Consider the following 18,387-nt stretch of genomic DNA (forward strand, 5'->3'; position numbering starts at 1 on the left):
GTACTATGCGTATTTCCCGGATGATTTTGCTCGTCATACTCCCTTTGTCAGCCATGTTGGCAGGTTGTGAAGATGAGCCGCCGCTGACCCCCAAGCCTCGGGCTTTCCCCAAGGTGGACTATCCGGAAAAGCGCTATCAGGAGTTTGACAAAGATTACTGTGCCTTTACTTTCGAATACCCCGTTTATGCGGAGGTGCAACAGGATACTTCCTTCTTTGAGGAGCTGCCCCCTCACCCTTGTTGGTTTGACCTGTACTTCCCGGCTTTTGAAAGCCGGCTTTACTGCAGCTATGCGCCCATCAATTCGCCTGCAGAGTGGGAGGGGCTAAGGCGGGATGCTTTCAATATGGCAGACTGGCACAACAAGCGGGCTAACTATATAGATGAAATCATCATCAGCAATCAGGAGGCCGGCGTAGGTGGTGTGGCTTTTGTCATGGAAGGGCCCTCTGCTTCCCCTTTCCAGTTTTTCCTGACCGACTCTACCTCCCACTTCCTGAGGGGGGCTTTGTATTTCAATACCGAGGTGCGCCCAGATTCCATGGCCCCCATTTATGAGTTTATCGAAGCGGACCTGCTCCGGATGATCGAGACTTTTGAGTGGGATTGAGGCGTTTCCCGTCAGCATTGAGCTTTTAAGGGGGGGCGGGCATCGGCCAAGTAGCAGATAAGCGGTAATCTGTTGTACATCTGCGCAGTGCTGTCTCTCGTTTGCCTGCTGAAGTATCGACATATAGCAGGCCCTTGCCGTGGTTGTAGATGAGGTGAAAGGGGGCAAGAGCGCTCTGTTGAGGCTGAGGCTCCGGGCGTTTTCCCGCGGCAATTAGGACAGGCTTTGGCCTGGGCAAAAATATGTTGGCACCTTACTCGGGCGCAAACCAAAATATCGCAGGTGTCTGTGCTTTTCGGGCTTTATAGCCTGGCATGGACTAGCGCTGCGCAGGGGTGGCCGAAGGCCAGACCCGACGCCTGTAGGGCGAGGGGCCGAGCGGGCAGCGAGCCCCGTAGCATAGCGGCACCTGCCCGTTGGGGCAGGGGCAGGCCACTAACCGGACATGGCGATTTGTAGATTATCACCTCTCTTGATTGGCGGAGCAGCAGTCAGCCTGCTATATCATGCCTGTTTGATGCGGCTGTGCTTTGTCCTAAATTTCAACCCGGGCATGTCCTGAAATTACTTGCTTGTCCGGTTTAAACTCCAGACATTGTGAAGGATCCAAGCATATCCCCTCTTGTCCGTTTCTTGGGATCATATATTGAATGGCGGGGGGGCTTGGGCAAGGTTTAACTAAGCCTTGCCTTTAACGATAGACACTAAAAACGATTTGAGCACTTGTTTGGAGTTTTTCCTGTTGTAAATCAATGTTTTATGAGCATGGTGTTCTCGCTGGGTTTTCATTTAGCCCGCTGAGCTCAAATTTAGGGCCCTGCGGCCATGCTGGCACAGTAGGTGGGCATAAACCTTTGAAATTTATGACATAAACGCTCCAAACAAGCTCTGGCGAGCCCTGCTTTAGTTAGGTGTATGAGCTTTCGTTTTTCATTGCTGTGATGCACTAAGTGTAGCGGTTAAAAATACACGTGCACGAATGGGTGATAAGATCAAGCAGTGGTGGATTTTCTTAATGATTTCTATTTTAGGGCCTGGATATACCCTGCAGAGCCGGGCAGCAACTGAATATCCAACGTTGGGTAAAAGGAGCATTTCCAAAACGGAAGGCCTTTCTAGCGATGAGGTGACAGCTATGGCTTTCGATAGTGAGGGCCGGCTATGGCTGGGTACAGATGGGCGGGGCATCAACGTGGTGACCAACGGAGAGGTCAAGGTGTTTCAGTACAGGCCAGGGGCGTCCACTTCTCTAGCTTCTAATGTGATCAATGATATTGTAGCAGTTCCATCAGGTGAGGTTGTTATCAGCACTAATATGGGGATAAGCCAGTTTTCCCCATTCACCGGAGACTTTGTTAACTACTTCCCGGATGCATTGATGGTTGATGGGGAAGCTGTAAAAGCCAAAAATAGTTATGATCTTGAGTATGACGCTCACACGGGCCTAGTATGGGGGGCATCTTATTCTGTATTGTTCTCATTTGACCCTGTAGGGGGAGAAGTTTGTGAGTACCCGCTTGCTTGGGAGACGACCTCAGATCAGCTTAAGCACATGCCTGTCAACCTGTATGCAGTAGCTGTAGACCGCGACTATGTGTATACTGGCGGTTTAGGTGTTCTTTGGAGGATGAGCAAGTCTAGCAATAGATTCGAGCAAGTTGCGAACGTGGGGGAGCCCTCTGCTATCCTCAGCGTTTCGCTGCGTGGGGCAGGGTTAATTCATATACAGACCAAGCGAAATGAATATCTATATAGTATCACGGACAAAAAACTCCTATTCTCAAAGGGGAACGGGTTGGATGAAGTTGCAAAATATTGGAGTTACCTCGATGATCAGGTAACATCAGCGAGCGATTCGCACATCCTTGCAGAACGCACTGAGCGAGGGGTGGAAATACAGACAGGGCTGAGCCGGCAAATCAGGCATATCCGCACAGCATCTTCAGCAGCATGTGAGCGGTCTGTCGGGGAGCAAGGAGCTTGGCTGGCTGGCCCGGCTAGCTTGTTCCGGTTTGGTTTTGAGAAAGCGATTGAGGTAGATAGTTTCCCATTGCCATTGCACTTAAGGGGTAAGGTGACCTGTCTCGAAGATCTCGGCCGGTTTGTGGCCATTGGCACGCAAGTAGGCGTTTACCAGTTTGACAAAAAGCTAGAAAGGCTGGCTAAGGTAGCGTTTCCACCGTTCTTAACTGAGCGAAGAGATGCTCATTGGGTGTCTGATATGGAGCAGTTGGGAGATGAGCTGTTGGTAGGTGGCACCTGGCCGTTTTGGCTGGAGATAGCCGAAAATGGGCTGCAGCCTAAACCAGTTGAGCGCCCAATTTTTGCAGCGCCCCATGTTTATCCCCGGATAGACAAAGCAGGGCAGGGAAATACATTCGTTTTCTCCCCTTACGGCAGCCCACTGCTTGTAGAATGGGATAGTGTTTTGGCAGGCATCCGTTCGGTCAGCAGTTTGAATGCTTTTTTTTACATGGATGTGCAGGATGTAGCATGGGATAACAGCAGAAACTGCTTTTGGGCCGTTGGCAAATCTTGGGGGCTTTATGGCTTTCGCAAGAAGGCTGGCACAACGGAGCTAGAGCTCTTTCACCATGTTAAGTGGTTAGGAGGGACAGACCAATTGAGTAGTGTTATGCCAGACAGTGCCGGCCGGCTTTGGCTAGGCTCAGATGAGGGGCTGATTTGTTATCAGCCAGAAGACAGAGTCTGGCATCAGTTGACAGCTTGGGAGGGGCTACCATCTAATGCACATTTTGACGGTGGGCTAAGGATGCTGCCCGGGAATATCCTTTTGGGGCAAACCAAGGAGGGGGGCTATTACTTTCAGGTTGACAGTATTGTGCCCTTCCTTCATCCAGTAAGGGGCGAGGAACTTAGCCTTTCCAATTGTCGGACACTGTCTACATCAGGTAGGGTAGTGAAGCAGTTGAATTACCCCAACACCTTCCCGCTTTCATTGGCCTTATCAGGTAAAGAGGTGGGGCTGCAGATGAAGCTTGGCGCAAAGCTAGGGGCCTTAAGAGAGGGGCTTCAGCATCTGTATTTCCGTAAAGGGGAAGAAGAGTGGAAGCAGCTTGATGAAGGGCTTGTAGTGACCATCCCGTCTTTGAAGCCAGGGCGTCACTCCTTGCAAATTGGGAGCCTTGCTGGCAATGGCGAGATTGAAACGATCAAAGATATTGCCTTGTATAAAAAACCGGATTGGTATCAACACCCAGCACTTTATATAGTTTTGATAGGGGTATTTGGGGGGCTACTGGCTCAGTTGGTCCGCTACCGGGAGCGAGCATTGAGTGCCGCGAACCGAAAGCTACAGGACACTGTGCGCGAGCGTACCCGGCAAATAGAAGAAGAGCGGAATCAAGTATTGGCTTACTCCAAGGAATTGGAAATGCTGAATAAGCAAAAAGACCAGCTTTTCATCAACGTCATCCATGAACTAAAAACCCCATTGGCAGTGCTTAATGGCCCTTTCAACTATCTAGAACGGGTTAATTATCTTCCTGACCGTGATAAGGTCAAGTCCTTTTCTTTGCTAGCAAGTCAAAGTTTGCAGGATATTCAAAGCCTGATGGAGGGGCTGAACCAATTGGTCAATCTGTCTAAAAAAGATAGGCCTAAGCCTGAGCTCACCCCTGTCTGGCTGTACTTGTTTCTCGTGCAGCGCTTTAACATGGGTAAAGCACTGGCCCATTTTCATGGTGTCAACTTAGAATATCGCGTAGATGTGCCGAAGGGGACGAGCTACCTTACAGCCCCTTCTTATTTGTCGGTTATCTTAAATAACCTCATAAACAATGCGGTGAAATACACCCCGCGGTCTAGAAAAGTAGTTGTTGATGCGGCATTGCAAAATCAGGTCTGTAAGGTGGTTGTCCGGGATGAAGGGCCTGGCATACCGGATAGTTTTCTGGAAAAGGTTTTTGACCGTTTTTTTCAAGTGCCAGGTGATGGGAAAAGCGGCGGTCTGGGAGTAGGCTTGGCCATTGTGAAAGACTACTTGCAGCAGTTGGGCGGAAGCGTGACGGTGAGCTCGCAGCCCGGCAAAGGTGCTGTTTTTACAGTTCAGGTGCCAGTTGAGGAGGCAGGGGCGGAAGCTCAAGCCCTGCCCGTTGTGGAGCAGCCTGCACTTGCCCTTGGCCCGGTTGCAGCTGTAGAGCATACGGATAACAAGCCAAGGCCTGCTATTGCGATTATAGAGGACAACCCTCAGATGCACAGTTTGTTTGGTGCATTGCTCCGTGGAACCTATCATATCCATGCTTTTTCAGGGGGAGAGCACTTTATAGAATGGGCAAAAGATATCACACCTGATCAGTGGCCTGACTTGATCATTACGGATATCATGATGAGTGATGGCAATGGGCTTGAACTGATTAAGTGGCTTAAATCAGAGGAGGCTGCAGCCCTCGTGCCAGTAATCGTGGTTTCGGCGCTTGATTTTTATCAAACCCGTACAGAGGTGCACGCTTTAGGGGTTTATGACTTTTTGCCAAAGCCGTTTTTTCAAGAAGAGCTCTTGGTGAAAGTCAAAAGGTTGTTGATGATTAACCACACCCGCGTTTCTGCCCGTCAGGAATTACAAAAGGAAGGCGCTAAGTTCAGCGCTCCTGAAGAGCTGCACAGTATTAAGGAGAAGGTAGAAGCGATCGCACGGGAGTCTATCGCACGGCAGAATATCAGCGTCGGGGAAATCGCTAAACGGATTTTTATCAGCCGAAGGCACCTCAACCGCCTGCTGCAGGCAGAATCTGGGATGTCAGTTAATGAGGTGATTAGGGAGGTGAAGCTACAGGAAGCTTATCAGCTCATCAAGTCGGAAAAAATGACCATCCGTGAGGTGTCATTGAAGGTTGGCTACAGTAGCCCATCTTATTTTTCCCGCTTGTTTGAAGCACGCTTTGGCATAAAGCCGTATCAGTTGCAGCAAAATTACTCCGTTTAGTACGGTTGCCGTTAATGTACTGCGGTAGAATGCCAAATTTGAGCCCTAAATATCACTATTCAGCCAATAGTTGTGTGTCCCCCCATGTGTCTCAAAAATGAGCGGGCAGCCCTTTGGTGCTATCTATCTTTGTAGCATCGTTGGCAAATAGAAGTGTGCTGCTGCTGTAGCTGCGTTTGGGCTTGGGATTGCCCATTGTTGATGCTTCAGCAAGGCTAAGCTATAGCGCTAGCAGATGTGTCATGGTTGAAAAGAGGCAGCTTCTAGGGTTTGCCGAAAACAACATGCTTGTTACCCCCCTGCATTTCTATAAAAACCAGATTGGTATGAGAAAGCAAAAACACCTTGCCGTATTGTTCATTTTGTTTTTTTGGGCCGTGCATTCATCTGCACAGCCTCTTCTTGTAAGCTTCCCCTTGACAGAAGATACTGCTCCCGCTATAAATGCAGCAGGCATAGAAGTAGAAGAACTGCAGGCCTCTGACATTACGGACTTGACGATTACTGATTTGGGGGCGCAAGGGGCAGGGTGGCGAAGTACGCTGACCAATGCTTATTTTGAGGTAATACTGCGCCCGGCTCCAGGTTATTTTCTCGAGCTTACTGGGCTGGAGTTTGACTGTATAAAGACCATAGACGGTATTCAGCGTTTTGAAATACAGTACAGTCTTCAGAATGATTTTTCAAACTCAGCGATTTGGATGGATGAGGAGATGGAAGCTACAGAAGATGTACAGAGTTTTGCTGCCCCTGCTACTAGCATAGTGGTAGGGGAAGGGCAGGAATTGCGTCTCCGTTGGTTTGGGTTCAACCCAACATCTTCAAAGAGCAAATGGACATTGCTGTCCAATACGCTCAATCTTTACGGTGTTGCCAACCTTGTTGCTAATGTCAGTTTGAATTCTGATATAGTTTCAGCAAACAGCCCATCCACAATAGGGGTGCCTTATTTGGCTTACACTAGCGCAACAGGCCTTACTCCAGCCAATGCTTTTCAGATGGGAGCGTTTACAATACGGGATGGGGGTGCAGCAGCAGATGCAGATAATAACCCGACTGTATTGGAGAGTATCTCTTTTAACTTTTCTAATCCAGATCTGCTAAAAACAGCAATGCTGTTTTCTGATGGACAACAGTTGGCCGAAGTGCCTGTCTCTGGCCAGCTCGTTACTTTCAGCCAGTTCAGTATACAGGCTGAGGACGACAGCGGTATAGGCCTGGAGCTTTTTGTTACTTTCAACGAAAACAATGTCTTAGACGGGGCACCAGTTTTTGCTGAAGTTTTTCAAGTCGCTGTCGGGGCAGGAAGCTCTTACTTTTCATCTTCAAACGCGGGTGGCGCTCTGTCTAATACTTTGCTGACAGAGGTTATCGCCACCGATCTAGCCTTCAATACAAGCCCGCCTGACGTAGCAGAAGGCTCTACAATCAGCGATGCGGTGATCATTTTAGCGGTAGATCAGTATGGGCATCGGGATTTGGGTTTCAACGAAGTCGTTGCGGTCAATGCAGTAGGCACTGCTCTTACAGAGAGCTCAGTGACAGAGAAAACGATGAGTGCAGGGGTCGCCAGCTTCAGCCAGCTAGCCTTTGAAGGTATAGGGGACGATGTTTACCTGTTGGCTTCCAGCCCGGCCCTTCTAGAAGAGGCGCAAAGTGCCCATTTCAATGTGACGGCTACTCCAGCTGCTTACATCAGTGAGTTCCATTACTTGGACAGCGATGGCAGCAACAATAACAATTTTGTTGAAGTTGCCATCGGAAACGCTTACTTGTCAGAGCTAGCCGATTTCGGATTGACGCTTTATAATGGTGGTGACCGAGCACTGAGCAGTTATGCCAGTACTACTTTAAATAACTTTATTCAGGGGCAAAGCACGAGCAGTGGGTTTACTTACTTTTATTGGGAGACTGGCCTGCAAGATGAGAGAGAGGGCATCGCTCTTTCTTATCAAGGGGGGCTTTTGGAGTTTATCAGTTATGGAGGGAGCTTTACCCCCTTGTCAGGCGTGGCGGCAGGTGTGCAAAGTGAGGATATTGGTGTAGTGGAGACAGAAATGACCGTACCACTCACCGCTATACAACGGATAGGAGATTGTTCTGGCACTTGCCCTATAGGTTTAAATTGGAATGCCGGTGGTATAGCAACCCCAGGGGGTGAGCCGATTACTGAAGAAGGGCCGCTTGCCGTCTCGCTTGCTGCATTCACTGCAGAGGTATTTGGAAGGGAGGTACTGCTCCGATGGCATACCTTAACTGAAGAGCATAGTCATCAGTTTATACTTGAGCGCAGCCAGGATGGGCGCAATTTTACAAATATTGGAGAGGTGCCCGCAGCAGGCTACAGCCAGTCTCCGCAACATTATCATTGGGCAGATAGGGCGCCTTCATCAGGCTATCATTACTACCGGCTTTGGGAGGTCGCTTTGGATGGTACGCAGTCCATTTGTGGCTCAGTACAAGTACATCTGAGTGCAGAGGCTGCATTTGAGCTTGAGGCTTATCCCAATGTGTTTTCTGATTTTGTACAAGTAGAATGGACTGCAGCAGCAGGCGCTGTTGAGGGCAGCCTGCTTGTACTAAACTACCAAGGGCAGGTTGTATATCAAAAGGCATTGGGAAAGTTAGCTTTTTCAGAAGGCGGCCTTAAACTCACTGATGTAATGAATTGGCCTAAGGGAGGTTACCTGCTCGTGATTGAGGCTGGGCGATCAGTGAGGTCTGTGCATTTGCTAAAGCAGTAGGGGTAAGCCTTATTTATTCTCCAAAGATCGTTTTCTCTAATTGTTTAGGGGTAGAATCATGCAAAGATGCTTGCGAATACCCCTTGGGTATTTCTTCCCGGATAGCAAAACCGCTGTCCGGGCTTTTCAGTTTGCGCTTCATACAGCCGCTTTTGAGGCCATAGCCTGAGGCTCCATACAGTAGGCGCGCAGCGAAATCTTGAGTTGTCGGACTAGAGCTTGCCAAAGGGCCCCTGCAAGGGCTACGGCGTAGCGAGCCTTGAGGGGCCTAAACATAAAATGCAGAGGTTTTCATTTGGACGTTAGCCGTGGCATGGAAAGGTAAGGCCCGTACAAACTATCGATTGATGGCCTATGCCCTGATCACGAATCCAACTGTCTGGGGTCAGGCCCTCTGCACGAGAAACCTACTAATTGAACAAACTACCTTCAGGTAGGACAATAGCAGAAAACAATATGAATAGCAATGGTATCCTGTCTTTAATGTAAAGATAGCAGGGGCAGTGCTCCGAAGCTGTTAATGTTGAGACCATCTGGCAGCTCAATTGGGACATTAGGATAAGCGAAAAAGTGTCCCGCTGTCTAGCGGGACAGACCGATTACTAAAGTCTCAACACGCTCTAAAAGTTGCTATACACTTGCCTCACCCAGAGGAATAGAGTTGCATTTGTGATTTGAATCCAGCCAATAAAAACAGCTGCTTGGCACAAAGTGGCCAAGCAGCTGTCGATGCAAGCACCGCCCTACTATTCAGTGGCACAGTGCTCTTCTATTTGATGCGGGCTCGGCCAGCATCTCAAAGCTAGGTCCGAGCTGTATGTCAGCCCATTCGAGGCTTACATACAGCCGTCTTGATCCCTAAAGCTGCTATCTATTCAGCTTTAGCCGACTTCTTTTTCTTATCCTTTGCATCCTCTTCCGCCGCAGCTTCAGGCTCGATCCCGTTGATCTTGGCCTTGACCTTGCGCTCGATTTCCAAGGCTACCTCAGGGTTGTCATCCATAAACTGCTTGGCGGCTTCCCGGCCCTGAGCAATTTTGGCATTGTCATAGCTATACCACGCCCCGCTCTTTTGAATGATGTCATGATCTACGCCGAGGTCGACAATCTCACCTGTTTTAGAGATGCCCTCTCCGTACATGATATCAAACTCTGCAATGCGGAAGGGGGGCGCAAGCTTGTTCTTGACCACTTTCACTTTGACGTGGTTGCCCACTACGTTGCCCTCTTTATCCTTGATCGCAGCGCCAGACCGGCGGATGTCAAGCCGCTGAGAAGCATAAAACTTCAGCGCATTGCCCCCCGTTGTCGTCTCCGGGTTGCCGAACATGACCCCAATCTTCTCCCGCAGCTGATTGATGAAGATACAGCAGGCCCCGGTCCGGCCGATAGTGGCGGTCAGTTTCCGCATAGCTTGAGACATCAGGCGGGCCTGCAAGCCCATTTTAGAGTCGCCCATTTCGCCTTCGATTTCACTGCGCGGCACAAGGGCAGCAACAGAATCGATGACGATGATATCAAGCGCCCCTGAACGGATCAGGTTCTCAGTGATTTCCAGCGCCTGCTCTCCATTGTCTGGCTGAGAGATCAGCAAGTTTTCGGTATCTACGCCAAGAGCTTTGGCATACGCACGGTCAAAAGCATGCTCTGCGTCAATGAAAGCCGCTATGCCACCGTTCTTTTGGCATTCCGCTATAGCGTGGATAGCAAGCGTCGTTTTACCGGAAGATTCCGGCCCATAGATCTCTACGATCCGCCCTTTGGGGAAGCCATTGACACCAAGTGCGATATCCAGGCTAAGGGAGCCTGATGGGATAGCTTCTACTTCGATGACCGACTCGTCGCCCAAGCGCATGATCGAGCCTTTGCCATATGTCTTTTCTATGCGGTCTACCGTAAGCTGTAGGGCTTTCAGCTTGGCTTCCCGGTCTTGTTTGCTCTCTGCCATGTGGAGTGGTTTTATCAAGGATTTGTTGTAGTACGAAGCAAAAATAAACACTTCGTTTATTAAATTCAAGTAAAAACAGAAAATGTTGTTAAAAACAGCCCGTCCGGGGCTGAACGGGCCCAACAAGCCCGAAAATAGGAAAAACTGATGGTTCCCGGGCCCCCTTCAACAGCAAAGCCCCTGAAAACAAGTCGCTTTCAGGGGCTTCTGAGCTCAAGGGGCAGTGGCGCGCTTCATACGTGGCGCTCTACGGCCTGCCCTTCACTGTAGCTCAAGATTTCCTTCAGGGTGCCCGGGGCCGGGCTGAAGGTCACTTTGGGCAACATTTGGTATGCCGCTTTGAGCTCGTTGTACGCTTCAAATAGCCCGAAGTCCCGAGTAAGCGCTTCCTCGATGCCGAGCCGTTCTGATACGGTTACCTCATTGTAGAGGTATCTGACTAAGTGGTTTGTTGTAAAGATTTGCTTCATAGAAGTTATCAGGTTAGTTCCGAATAGGTTATACACGATTAGAATCCCCTTTAAAACTAATAAACCCCCTCCAATATTGCAGGCTCAGCAGGATTTTTAACATACTCAGGGGCCTGAATGGCCAACGGCTTAAAAACAACGTTTTCTGAGCTCAGGTGCGCCCCCCCCCAGCGGCTTGGCTGGCCCAATGCCCACAGTAGCGCCTAGCATAAATCACAAGGTATTGGCTTTCAGTGTAAAGTGAGCTGGTGCAAAACAATTGCCGTTTTGGAGGGCAGCGCTCTGCTCAATGGGATGGGGCCTGCCCCTGCCTGAGGGCAGGTGCCGCTATGCTACGGGGCTCGCTGTCCGCTCGGCCCTAGCGGGCTTGCCACCCCTTCGCAGCGCTAGGCCAATGCCCCCTTAAAGCTGGCCAGCTATCGGTTTGTGCTTACTCAGCACGGTACCACGTCTGAGTACGGTAAAGCCCGGTCCAATGCACCCCACGTACTTTCAGCTCGTCGGGCTTGCCTTCCTCAAACCAAACGGAGCAGCCGTACTCGTTGCCAGACTCGGGGTCGAGTATAGTGCCTTTCTTCCAATGATCACCATAAGCCTTCAGCCCTTCCAAAATGCGCATGCCTACCAGCTTCTGCCCTTTTTTCTTTCCCGGGCACTCCGTGCAGGCCTCATCCTGTGCCGAGTGCAGCAGCTTGCTGATCTTCCCGTGGTACGCCCCGTTTTCCTCAAAGATCTCTACATAGGATTTGGCTTCCCCGGTCTCATCGTCAACTGTCTTCCATACGCCTGCCGGCGTGCCTTGTGCCTGCAGCCCGAGCACAGCCATAGCTACAAAGGCTAATGTCAAAACAATTTTTTTCATGGCATTTATCCGGGTTTTAACGCTTCGATTTCAAAATCGTCGCCCAGTGCTTTAGGGTGCCAAAAGTGGGCTTCGAAGTCCTGTACCCGCCCGTCTGCCACAGCTACGCCTTCTGCCTGCAGCAGCTCTTCCATCATCGTGGGGGTGGGGAAATGTGCCCGCCCGCTCAGCTCGCCTTTCCTGTTGACCACCCGGTGGGCAGGCACATCATGGCCTGCAGCAAAGCTTTTGTTTAATGCCCAGCCGACCATGCGGGCAGAGCCGAGGGCCAGGTAGTCGGCGATAGCGCCGTAGGTGCTGACCCGGCCCGGCGGTATTTCCCGTGCGACCGCAAAAACAAGGGTGTGATAAGTAGGGACAGCCATGGCAAAAATGGTTAGGTGGGCGTAGGCAAATCATTACTTTTGCCCTCAATCGTCAACAACGCAGGGCCAAAGTGGTTCTTGTCAAAAATAGGGTGCACTATGCTAAAAACCAAAATCAAGGCTTCCTCTATCACCAACCTGACCGACGCCCGCTACTTCGCAGCTTGGGAAGCAGAATGGCTTGGCTTTAATCTTGACCCCGGTACCGAAAACTATGTGAGCCCTGCCACGGTGCAGGCCATGAAGGAATGGGTCGACGGCGTCAAAATTGTCGGGGAGTTCAATCAGCAGGAAGCACGGGATATCCTTACTTCAGTGGACATCCTCGGTCTAGACGCTGTACAGCTGGGCACCTTTGCCAGCCTTGAAACGCTGCAAGCTTTACATGCCAAGGAAGTCCCGGTACTGCAGGAGCTTGTAGTGGAGGAGTGGTCCGACCTCAGCGCCCTGGCCACCCAAATGGAAGCCCGCAGCGGCCTGGCGGCCTACTTTCTTTTAGATTTTGCGAAAAATGGCCTGAGCTGGGCAGCAGCCAAAAGTAACGTTCTGGCAGAGCTGCGGCAGCTGGCTGAAGATTTCCCCCTCCTGCTCAACCTGCCTTTCCCGGCAAGCGAAGTGGAGGAGGTGCTCGAGCAGACTGGCGCAGCAGGCTTCAGTGTACAGGGTGGGGAAGAGGAAAAGGTCGGTTTTAAATCGTTTGACGAGCTAGACGACCTCTTCGAGGCCCTTGAGGTTTTCGAATAGGCTTGGCCCGTCTTGGGGATGAGCTGTTGCTGACCGCGCGCGCAGGCCTCCCAAGGGAACGCCAGGGTGTGAGAAGCGGAGGGCTATTCCGGCCCTATAAGAGCGTGTTGGGACTTTAGTAACCGGTCTGTCCCGCTAGACAGCGGGACACCTTTTCGCTCATATTTCCCTGGCGCATCAATCCAAACGGGCGTGAACCAAAATGTCGCAGGTGTTTATGCTTTTGGGGCTTTATAGCCTAGTGGTCTGTCAAGTGTTAATTTATGGGTTGAGTGGGAGCGGATTTTGAGGCTGATCAAGGCGGATGTTCCCGCGCATAGCAGCGCTACGTAAGGGGTTGTCCAACGAAGAGTAGCCTCAAAAGTCGCCGCAGGCAACCCCTAGTTTTAGCCTTGACAGACCACTAGCATTGGCCTAGCGCTGCGAAGGGGCGGCAGGCCTGATAAGGCCGAGCGGATAGCGAGCCCCGTAGCATAGCGGCACCTGCCGTCGGGCAGGGGCAGGCCCCCCATCCTTGCGGAAGGGGCAGGCAAAAAAGACGACAATCTGGTTTGCGCCCATCCAAACCGCTTCAATGGCTCCTGATCTTGTAGGAGAGGGTGCCACAGAGCGCCCCTTGCCCGGGCTCGAATACCCATTGCTTTGCATGGTCCAAAAGCTGCGCCTGCAGCTCAGGGGCGGAGGAATCGCTTGCGGACGGATTGAAAGTAGACCGTACGACCTTCCCCTCTGCATCTATACAGACATTAATGACAATCTGTGCGTCAGGCGTATTGGCCAGCCGCAGGCCGGGCGCACTTACAACCCTCCGTGCTTTCAGTGGCCCATTTACGGTTGCGGGCCATTCCGGGCTGTCTGGCCTGCGGGGGATACGGTGGGCCTCTGCTTTAGGCTGCTTCTCCAAAGGGAATTTAATCGCCTTTTCGGGCGGCGCTTTTTCCAGGGCCATATTTTCTTCCTTCCATAATGCGCTGTCTAAAGGCTCCGGCTGCTCTTTGCTCCCCGGTTCGCCAACTGCCACATCTGCAGGCTTTGCCGCATTGTAGGGCCAGAACCACCAGGCTGCGGCTACGAGGAGGAGGGCAACACTAGCTGCGGAAGCCCAAGGGAACCTCGGGCGGGGAGCCGGCTGCCCGGGAAAAGCCGTTTGCTGTGTGTTAGGCTCCCGGTAAGCCGGGGAAGGCTCGTAAATGAGCTCCGGCATGATGTCTTCTGACAGGGGGGGCACGGCGGCCCCGCTCTCTTCTGCGGCAGGGGCAGCGGCGGCTTTCTTGCCGGGGGGCGGATTGCGGAAAGCTACGGAAAGCCCTGATGCCCGGAACCCGGCCTCCCCTTCAGGTAGCTGCTGCGGTGCTTCCGCCGCGATGCGGACTTCCTCTTCCCAGGTAATGTTGCGTTTTTCCTTTTCCCCGTCTATGGCTGCAATGACGGTGAGCTTGAGCAGGAGCGGGAAAGTGCCTGCCCGGAGCGGCGTGACGTAGAATGTCCATTCTGTATACGCTCCATGTTCCAGAAACTGGCGTTCGTCGTGGTAGGACCGTATCTGGAAAGCGGCGTCGGCGTTGGGGTCGATCAGCTCTGCTTCCATTACTTTGGAGACGGCTATATCGCGCACTTTCACCTCAGCGCTCAGTTCTAGGTTGTCGGCAATCACTGCCCGGTCGTAAGCTAGGCGGATGATGCAAGTCTCAGCGCGCCCAAGCTGCATCTGCCTCGGGATTTTGTGGAGGAGCACGCCCTTCGGTGCGGGGGGCGTAAATCCAGCAGCCTCCGGGTTGAAATCAGCCAAGGACAAGGTGTTGACAAACTGCAGGGCCCGCAGGCGTAGGCCGTTGTAGGCAGCATCGAGCTCATCCTGAGAACGGGTGCCCATGATCTGGCCCCTGTTGGTGTCGTTGAGCTGTGACAGCAGAAGGCGGAGCTCGTCACAGCGGGCGCTGTTTTCCGGTAGGGCTTCCAATATAGCCTGCAGCGCTTTGCCGAGCTCCTTGCTGATGGCATTGCGCCACTCGCGTTTCCACTTGCCGAGTTGATCTGCTGTTGCCATAGCGTGCGGGGTTGGGTTGAGCTTCAAGATAATAATAAAAAGGCTGTTGAAGTTGCTTCCGCACAGCCTTTTGGCAATTGCGGGCAGTCCGCTATCTTTGCGCCGCCTGCCAGCTGCTTTTGGCTGCAGCCCAATCAGAGATACTGTGAAAAAAACTATTATCAATATCTTCAAGTTCCTGCTCTTTCTAGGCACAGGCTTGTTTATTCTGTACCTGGTATACAACAGCCAGAATGCGGCCTACCAAGAGGAGTGTGCCCTGAAGGGCATACCTGGGAGCGAGTGCAGCTTGCTGCAAAAGGTGGTGACGGATTTTCAGGAGGCCAATTACTTTTGGGTGCTGATGGTCTTAGCTGCTTTTACACTTAGCAATTTCAGCCGGGCGGCCCGGTGGCGCATGCTCATCCGCCCAATGGGGTACGAGCCAAAGTTCATCAATGCCTTCTTTACCATCGTTTTAGGCTACTTTGCCAACCTGGGCCTGCCCCGTATGGGGGAAGTGGTCCGTGGGGCAACATTCGCCCAATATGAAAAGATACCCGTGGAAAAAGTAATGGGCACCATCGTTTCCGACCGGGTGATCGATGTGATCAGCATACTCCTTGTGACCGGGCTGGCCCTCCTCTTAGAATTTGACACCATCTGGGCTTTCGTCAATGAAAAAGCGGACCTTGGGCGGCTGGCCAACTTGGGCAATCTGCTGCTGGCAGCCGGGGCCATAGGCCTGGCAGGGCTTGGCCTGATTTATTTGTTCCGCAAGCCGCTGTCCCGTACCACGGTCTACCAGAAGGTGTACAACCTGGCAATGGGCTTTTGGCAGGGCATCAAGACCGTAAGTCAGCTAGACCGCCCCTTCCTATTTCTGCTGCACAGCCTCAATGTCTGGTTCATGTATTTTATGATGACCTATCTGTGCTTTTTTGCATTCGCCCCCACATCGGGCCTTTCGGCAGTGGCCGCGCTCACCGTTTTCGTTTTCGGTGGGTGGGGCATCGTTATCCCGTCCCCTGGCGGCATGGGCACCTACCATTTTCTGGCCCAAACGGCACTTGCCATGTACGGCATCAGCGGAGACGATGGCTTTTCTTGGGCGAACATTTCCTTTTTTTCCATTCAACTGGGCTGTAATGTCCTCATTGGCCTGTTGGCCCTGGCTCTCCTCCCTGTCCTCAACCGGGGGTATGAGCCGGAGCCGGTTTTGGCTGCAGCCCCAAATAGGCGTTCATGATTGCTGAGATACAGGCGAAAATCGAATTGGACGTGCAGCGTGCAGCGCAGCGCGTGCGGCAGTGGTCTGCTGAAGGGCAGCGGGTGGTTTTCACCAATGGCTGTTTTGACCTCCTGCATTATGGGCACATCCACTATCTGGCAGAAGCCCGTGAACTGGGCGCGCGCCTCGTCATCGGGCTCAACGATGCGGCATCGGTCAGCAGGCTCAAAGGCCCTGGCCGGCCGATCAACGATGAGCAGACCCGCCTGTGGCAAATGGCGGCCCTGCAGTTTGTAGACCTCGTGGTCCCTTTTAGCGAAGATACGCCCCTGCTGCTTATCCGGGCCTTGCGGCCCGATGTGCTTGTGAAAGGGGGGGACTACAGCATCGCTACCATTGTTGGGGCAGAGGAAGTGCTCAGCAGGGGCGGGCAAGTTGAAGTCCTGCCTTATATTGAGGGCTACTCCACGACATCCATAGAAGCAAAAATCAGGAAGGGGCACTGAGGCCCTGCACCACAAAAGTACAACCCGATATGACCCGTATTCATGACGTGATGCAATACTTGGAAGCCGTGGCACCGCCGGTGTACCAGGCTGATTATGACAACTCTGGCCTGCTCGTAGGGGATGCCGGGCAGGAGGTCCAGCAGGTGCTCTGTTGCTTGGATTGCACCGAGGCGGTGGTAGAAGAGGCTGCCGCGAAAGGCTGCAACCTGATCGTTGCCCACCACCCGATCGTCTTCCGCGGCCTTAAGCGGTTTACGGGCAAGCATTATGTAGAGCGGGTGGTCATGGAGGCTATCCGCAAAGACATCGCCATATACGCCATACACACCAACCTTGACAGCGTATACTACGAGGGGGTGAACTCAGAGATCGCCCGCCGTATAGGCTTGGAAGATACCCGCATCCTGGGGCCGTCCGGGCGGATGAAGCAGCTGTCGGTGCAAGTGGCTGCCGGCGAGGGGCAGGCGCTGGCCGGGGAGTTGGAAAAAGCTGGCGCAGGCCCTTTTGGGAAAGAGCAGATTGCCTGTGCCATCACTCCTGTGCACGGGGGGGAGCGGGTAGAAGCCGTTTTCCCGGAAGGGCGGCAAAGCGCGCTGATGCAGGCCCTGAAGGGGCTGCCTGTGCAAGTTGCTGTGCTCGAAGGCAAAAGCCCGATGGCTGGTTATGGCATGATCGGGCGCCTATCGGAGCCTGAAGACGAGCTGGCCTTCCTAAAGAGCTTGAAATTGAAAATGGGAGTAGAAATGATCCGGCATACCCCTTTGCTGGGGCGCAAAATTTCTACTGTGGCGTTTTGTGGGGGCGCGGGGGGCTTCCTTTTGGGCGCTGCTCAGGCACAGCAAGCCGATGTGTTTATCACAGCCGATTATAAGTACCACGAGTTTTTTGATGCTGACGGCCGCTTGGTCATTGCAGATATAGGCCACTTTGAGAGCGAGCAGTACACAATCCCTCTATTGCAGAAGCTTATTTCTCAGAAATTTAGTAAATTTGCGGTTTATGCTACTACAGTAAAAACCAACCCGGTACGTTACTTGTAATATAAAACTAAGCCTGTGCAAACTTCAGGCAGCGGCTTGCCGCTTATTCCGATAACTAAAATCAACCATTTAGATAATGGCAGGAGAACCTACTGTTGCCGAGAAGCTGAAAAGCTTGTACGAGCTACAAACCGTTGATTCCAAAATTGATGAAATCGAAATCCTAAAGGGGGAGCTGCCAATAGAGGTGAGCGACCTAGAGGACGAGATCGCAGGCCTGGATACCCGTGTCAACCGCCTCAAAGGGCAAATCGAAGATTACAATAAGGAGATTTCCAATCATCAGGCCAATATCAAAGAGGCTGAAGCTCTGATTGAGCGCTACAACTCCCAGCTCGATAATGTGAAGAACAACCGGGAGTACGATGCCCTGATGAAGGAGCTTGAGATGCAAAACCTCGAGATACAGCTGTCGGAAAAGAAAATCCGTGGCGCTGAAAAGGAGCGGGAGCGCAAAGAAGAAACGCTGAAAGCTACAGAAGACCGCCTGGCCGGCAAGCAGAAAGACTTGGAGACCAAGAAGGTCGAGCTTGAGGAGATCATCAAAAAGACGGAGAAGGAGGAGCAAGCGCTCCGCAAAGCTTCCGAAAAGGCGCGCAAAGGTATCGAAGCACGCCTGCTCAAAGCTTACGACCGTACCCGCACCAACTACCGCAACGGCCTGGCTGTGGTCACCGTTGAGCGGAGTGCCTGCGGTGGGTGCTTTAATATGATCCCGCCTCAGTTGCAGCTGGAGATCGCTATGTCCAAGAAAATCATCGCATGTGAGCACTGTAGCCGCATTTTGGTGGATGACTCCATCGCTGCGGAAGTGGAAGACAGAGCCACTGCTTAAATCAGCCGGCCCCAAGGGGCTGAAGCTGTACAGGGAAGCCCCGGCTGAACAGTC

14 protein-coding genes are annotated in these 18,387 nt (G+C 52.2%); 8 read left to right on the plus strand and 6 right to left on the minus strand.

Annotated features, from left to right (window positions below):
- Positions 1–5: 5 nt before the first annotated feature.
- The 3 genes from gldD to FRY97_RS16175 all read left to right on the plus strand — a co-directional run bounded on the left by gldD (position 6) and on the right by FRY97_RS16175 (position 8,303).
- On the plus strand, positions 6–611 hold the full coding sequence (gene gldD / locus FRY97_RS16165; RefSeq protein ID WP_246141777.1) for a gliding motility lipoprotein GldD: 606 nt from the start codon (positions 6–8) through the stop codon (positions 609–611).
- Between the two features lie 979 nt (positions 612–1,590).
- Positions 1,591–5,559 carry an ATP-binding protein gene (locus FRY97_RS16170; protein ID WP_147168599.1) on the plus strand — a complete coding sequence of 1,323 codons (3,969 nt, stop codon included), beginning with the start codon at positions 1,591–1,593 and terminating at the stop codon, positions 5,557–5,559.
- Between the two features lie 326 nt (positions 5,560–5,885).
- Positions 5,886–8,303 (plus strand): hypothetical protein, encoded by a 2,418-nt coding sequence (locus tag FRY97_RS16175; protein WP_147168600.1) that lies wholly within the window; start codon positions 5,886–5,888, stop codon positions 8,301–8,303.
- A gap of 13 nt (positions 8,304–8,316) precedes the next feature.
- Here the strand turns inward: FRY97_RS16175 and FRY97_RS23230 are convergent, their stop codons facing one another.
- From FRY97_RS23230 to FRY97_RS16195, 5 genes are all read right to left on the minus strand, one after another.
- Positions 8,317–8,445: a hypothetical protein gene (locus FRY97_RS23230; RefSeq protein WP_262712244.1), complete on the minus strand. Its 129-nt coding sequence runs from the start codon at positions 8,443–8,445 to the stop codon at positions 8,317–8,319.
- Positions 8,446–9,174: 729 nt separating this feature from the next.
- Positions 9,175–10,251, minus strand: coding sequence for a recombinase RecA (gene recA / locus FRY97_RS16180; RefSeq protein ID WP_147168601.1), 1,077 nt, complete (start codon positions 10,249–10,251; stop codon positions 9,175–9,177).
- Positions 10,252–10,484: 233 nt separating this feature from the next.
- Positions 10,485–10,721 (minus strand): hypothetical protein, encoded by a 237-nt coding sequence (locus tag FRY97_RS16185; protein ID WP_147168602.1) that lies wholly within the window; start codon positions 10,719–10,721, stop codon positions 10,485–10,487.
- Positions 10,722–11,151: 430 nt separating this feature from the next.
- On the minus strand, positions 11,152–11,583 hold the full coding sequence (locus FRY97_RS16190; RefSeq protein WP_147168603.1) for a DUF2147 domain-containing protein: 432 nt from the start codon (positions 11,581–11,583) through the stop codon (positions 11,152–11,154).
- 5 nt (positions 11,584–11,588) lie between these two features.
- Positions 11,589–11,948, minus strand: a complete 360-nt coding sequence (locus FRY97_RS16195; RefSeq protein ID WP_147168604.1) for an MGMT family protein — start codon at positions 11,946–11,948, stop codon at positions 11,589–11,591.
- A 99-nt stretch (positions 11,949–12,047) separates the two neighbouring features.
- On the opposite strand from FRY97_RS16195, the gene trpF reads away from it, so the two are divergent.
- Complete coding sequence (gene trpF / locus FRY97_RS16200; protein WP_147168605.1) at positions 12,048–12,692, plus strand: phosphoribosylanthranilate isomerase; 645 nt, start codon at positions 12,048–12,050, stop codon at positions 12,690–12,692.
- Between the two features lie 571 nt (positions 12,693–13,263).
- Here trpF and FRY97_RS16205 read toward each other — a convergent pair.
- On the minus strand, positions 13,264–14,739 hold the full coding sequence (locus FRY97_RS16205; RefSeq protein ID WP_147168606.1) for a hypothetical protein: 1,476 nt from the start codon (positions 14,737–14,739) through the stop codon (positions 13,264–13,266).
- 145 nt (positions 14,740–14,884) lie between these two features.
- Between FRY97_RS16205 and FRY97_RS16210 the strand changes: the two genes are divergently transcribed.
- The 4 genes from FRY97_RS16210 (at position 14,885) to FRY97_RS16225 (ending at position 18,333) form a co-directional block, all read left to right on the plus strand.
- Complete coding sequence (locus FRY97_RS16210) at positions 14,885–15,967, plus strand: lysylphosphatidylglycerol synthase transmembrane domain-containing protein (RefSeq protein ID WP_147168607.1); 1,083 nt, start codon at positions 14,885–14,887, stop codon at positions 15,965–15,967.
- Positions 15,964–16,455, plus strand: coding sequence for a D-glycero-beta-D-manno-heptose 1-phosphate adenylyltransferase (gene rfaE2 / locus FRY97_RS16215; protein WP_147168608.1), 492 nt, complete (start codon positions 15,964–15,966; stop codon positions 16,453–16,455). Before FRY97_RS16210 ends, rfaE2 begins: the two co-directional genes overlap by 4 nt.
- Before the next feature lie 29 nt (positions 16,456–16,484).
- Positions 16,485–17,498 (plus strand): Nif3-like dinuclear metal center hexameric protein, encoded by a 1,014-nt coding sequence (locus FRY97_RS16220; protein WP_147168609.1) that lies wholly within the window; start codon positions 16,485–16,487, stop codon positions 17,496–17,498.
- A 76-nt stretch (positions 17,499–17,574) separates the two neighbouring features.
- Entirely contained in the window at positions 17,575–18,333 is a 759-nt protein-coding gene (locus FRY97_RS16225) for a zinc ribbon domain-containing protein (protein WP_147168610.1), read from the plus strand.
- Positions 18,334–18,387 lie beyond the last annotated feature (54 nt).

The organism is Phaeodactylibacter luteus, from assembly GCF_007993045.1.
Lineage (GTDB): Bacteria > Bacteroidota > Bacteroidia > Chitinophagales > Saprospiraceae > Phaeodactylibacter > Phaeodactylibacter luteus.

Excerpts from the sequence above, each read along its gene's own strand:
- gldD (WP_246141777.1), top strand. The coding sequence starts at position 6 with ATGCGTATTTCCCGGATGATTTTGCTCGTCATACTCCCTTTGTCAGCC.
- FRY97_RS16170 (WP_147168599.1), top strand. The coding sequence starts at position 1,591 with ATGGGTGATAAGATCAAGCAGTGGTGGATTTTCTTAATGATTTCTATT.
- FRY97_RS16175 (WP_147168600.1), top strand. The coding sequence starts at position 5,886 with ATGAGAAAGCAAAAACACCTTGCCGTATTGTTCATTTTGTTTTTTTGG.
- FRY97_RS23230 (WP_262712244.1), bottom strand. The coding sequence starts at position 8,445 with ATGAAGCGCAAACTGAAAAGCCCGGACAGCGGTTTTGCTATCCGGGAA.
- recA (WP_147168601.1), bottom strand. The coding sequence starts at position 10,251 with ATGGCAGAGAGCAAACAAGACCGGGAAGCCAAGCTGAAAGCCCTACAG.
- FRY97_RS16185 (WP_147168602.1), bottom strand. The coding sequence starts at position 10,721 with ATGAAGCAAATCTTTACAACAAACCACTTAGTCAGATACCTCTACAAT.
- FRY97_RS16190 (WP_147168603.1), bottom strand. The coding sequence starts at position 11,583 with ATGAAAAAAATTGTTTTGACATTAGCCTTTGTAGCTATGGCTGTGCTC.
- FRY97_RS16195 (WP_147168604.1), bottom strand. The coding sequence starts at position 11,948 with ATGGCTGTCCCTACTTATCACACCCTTGTTTTTGCGGTCGCACGGGAA.
- trpF (WP_147168605.1), top strand. The coding sequence starts at position 12,048 with ATGCTAAAAACCAAAATCAAGGCTTCCTCTATCACCAACCTGACCGAC.
- FRY97_RS16205 (WP_147168606.1), bottom strand. The coding sequence starts at position 14,739 with ATGGCAACAGCAGATCAACTCGGCAAGTGGAAACGCGAGTGGCGCAAT.
- rfaE2 (WP_147168608.1), top strand. The coding sequence starts at position 15,964 with ATGATTGCTGAGATACAGGCGAAAATCGAATTGGACGTGCAGCGTGCA.
- FRY97_RS16220 (WP_147168609.1), top strand. The coding sequence starts at position 16,485 with ATGACCCGTATTCATGACGTGATGCAATACTTGGAAGCCGTGGCACCG.
- FRY97_RS16225 (WP_147168610.1), top strand. The coding sequence starts at position 17,575 with ATGGCAGGAGAACCTACTGTTGCCGAGAAGCTGAAAAGCTTGTACGAG.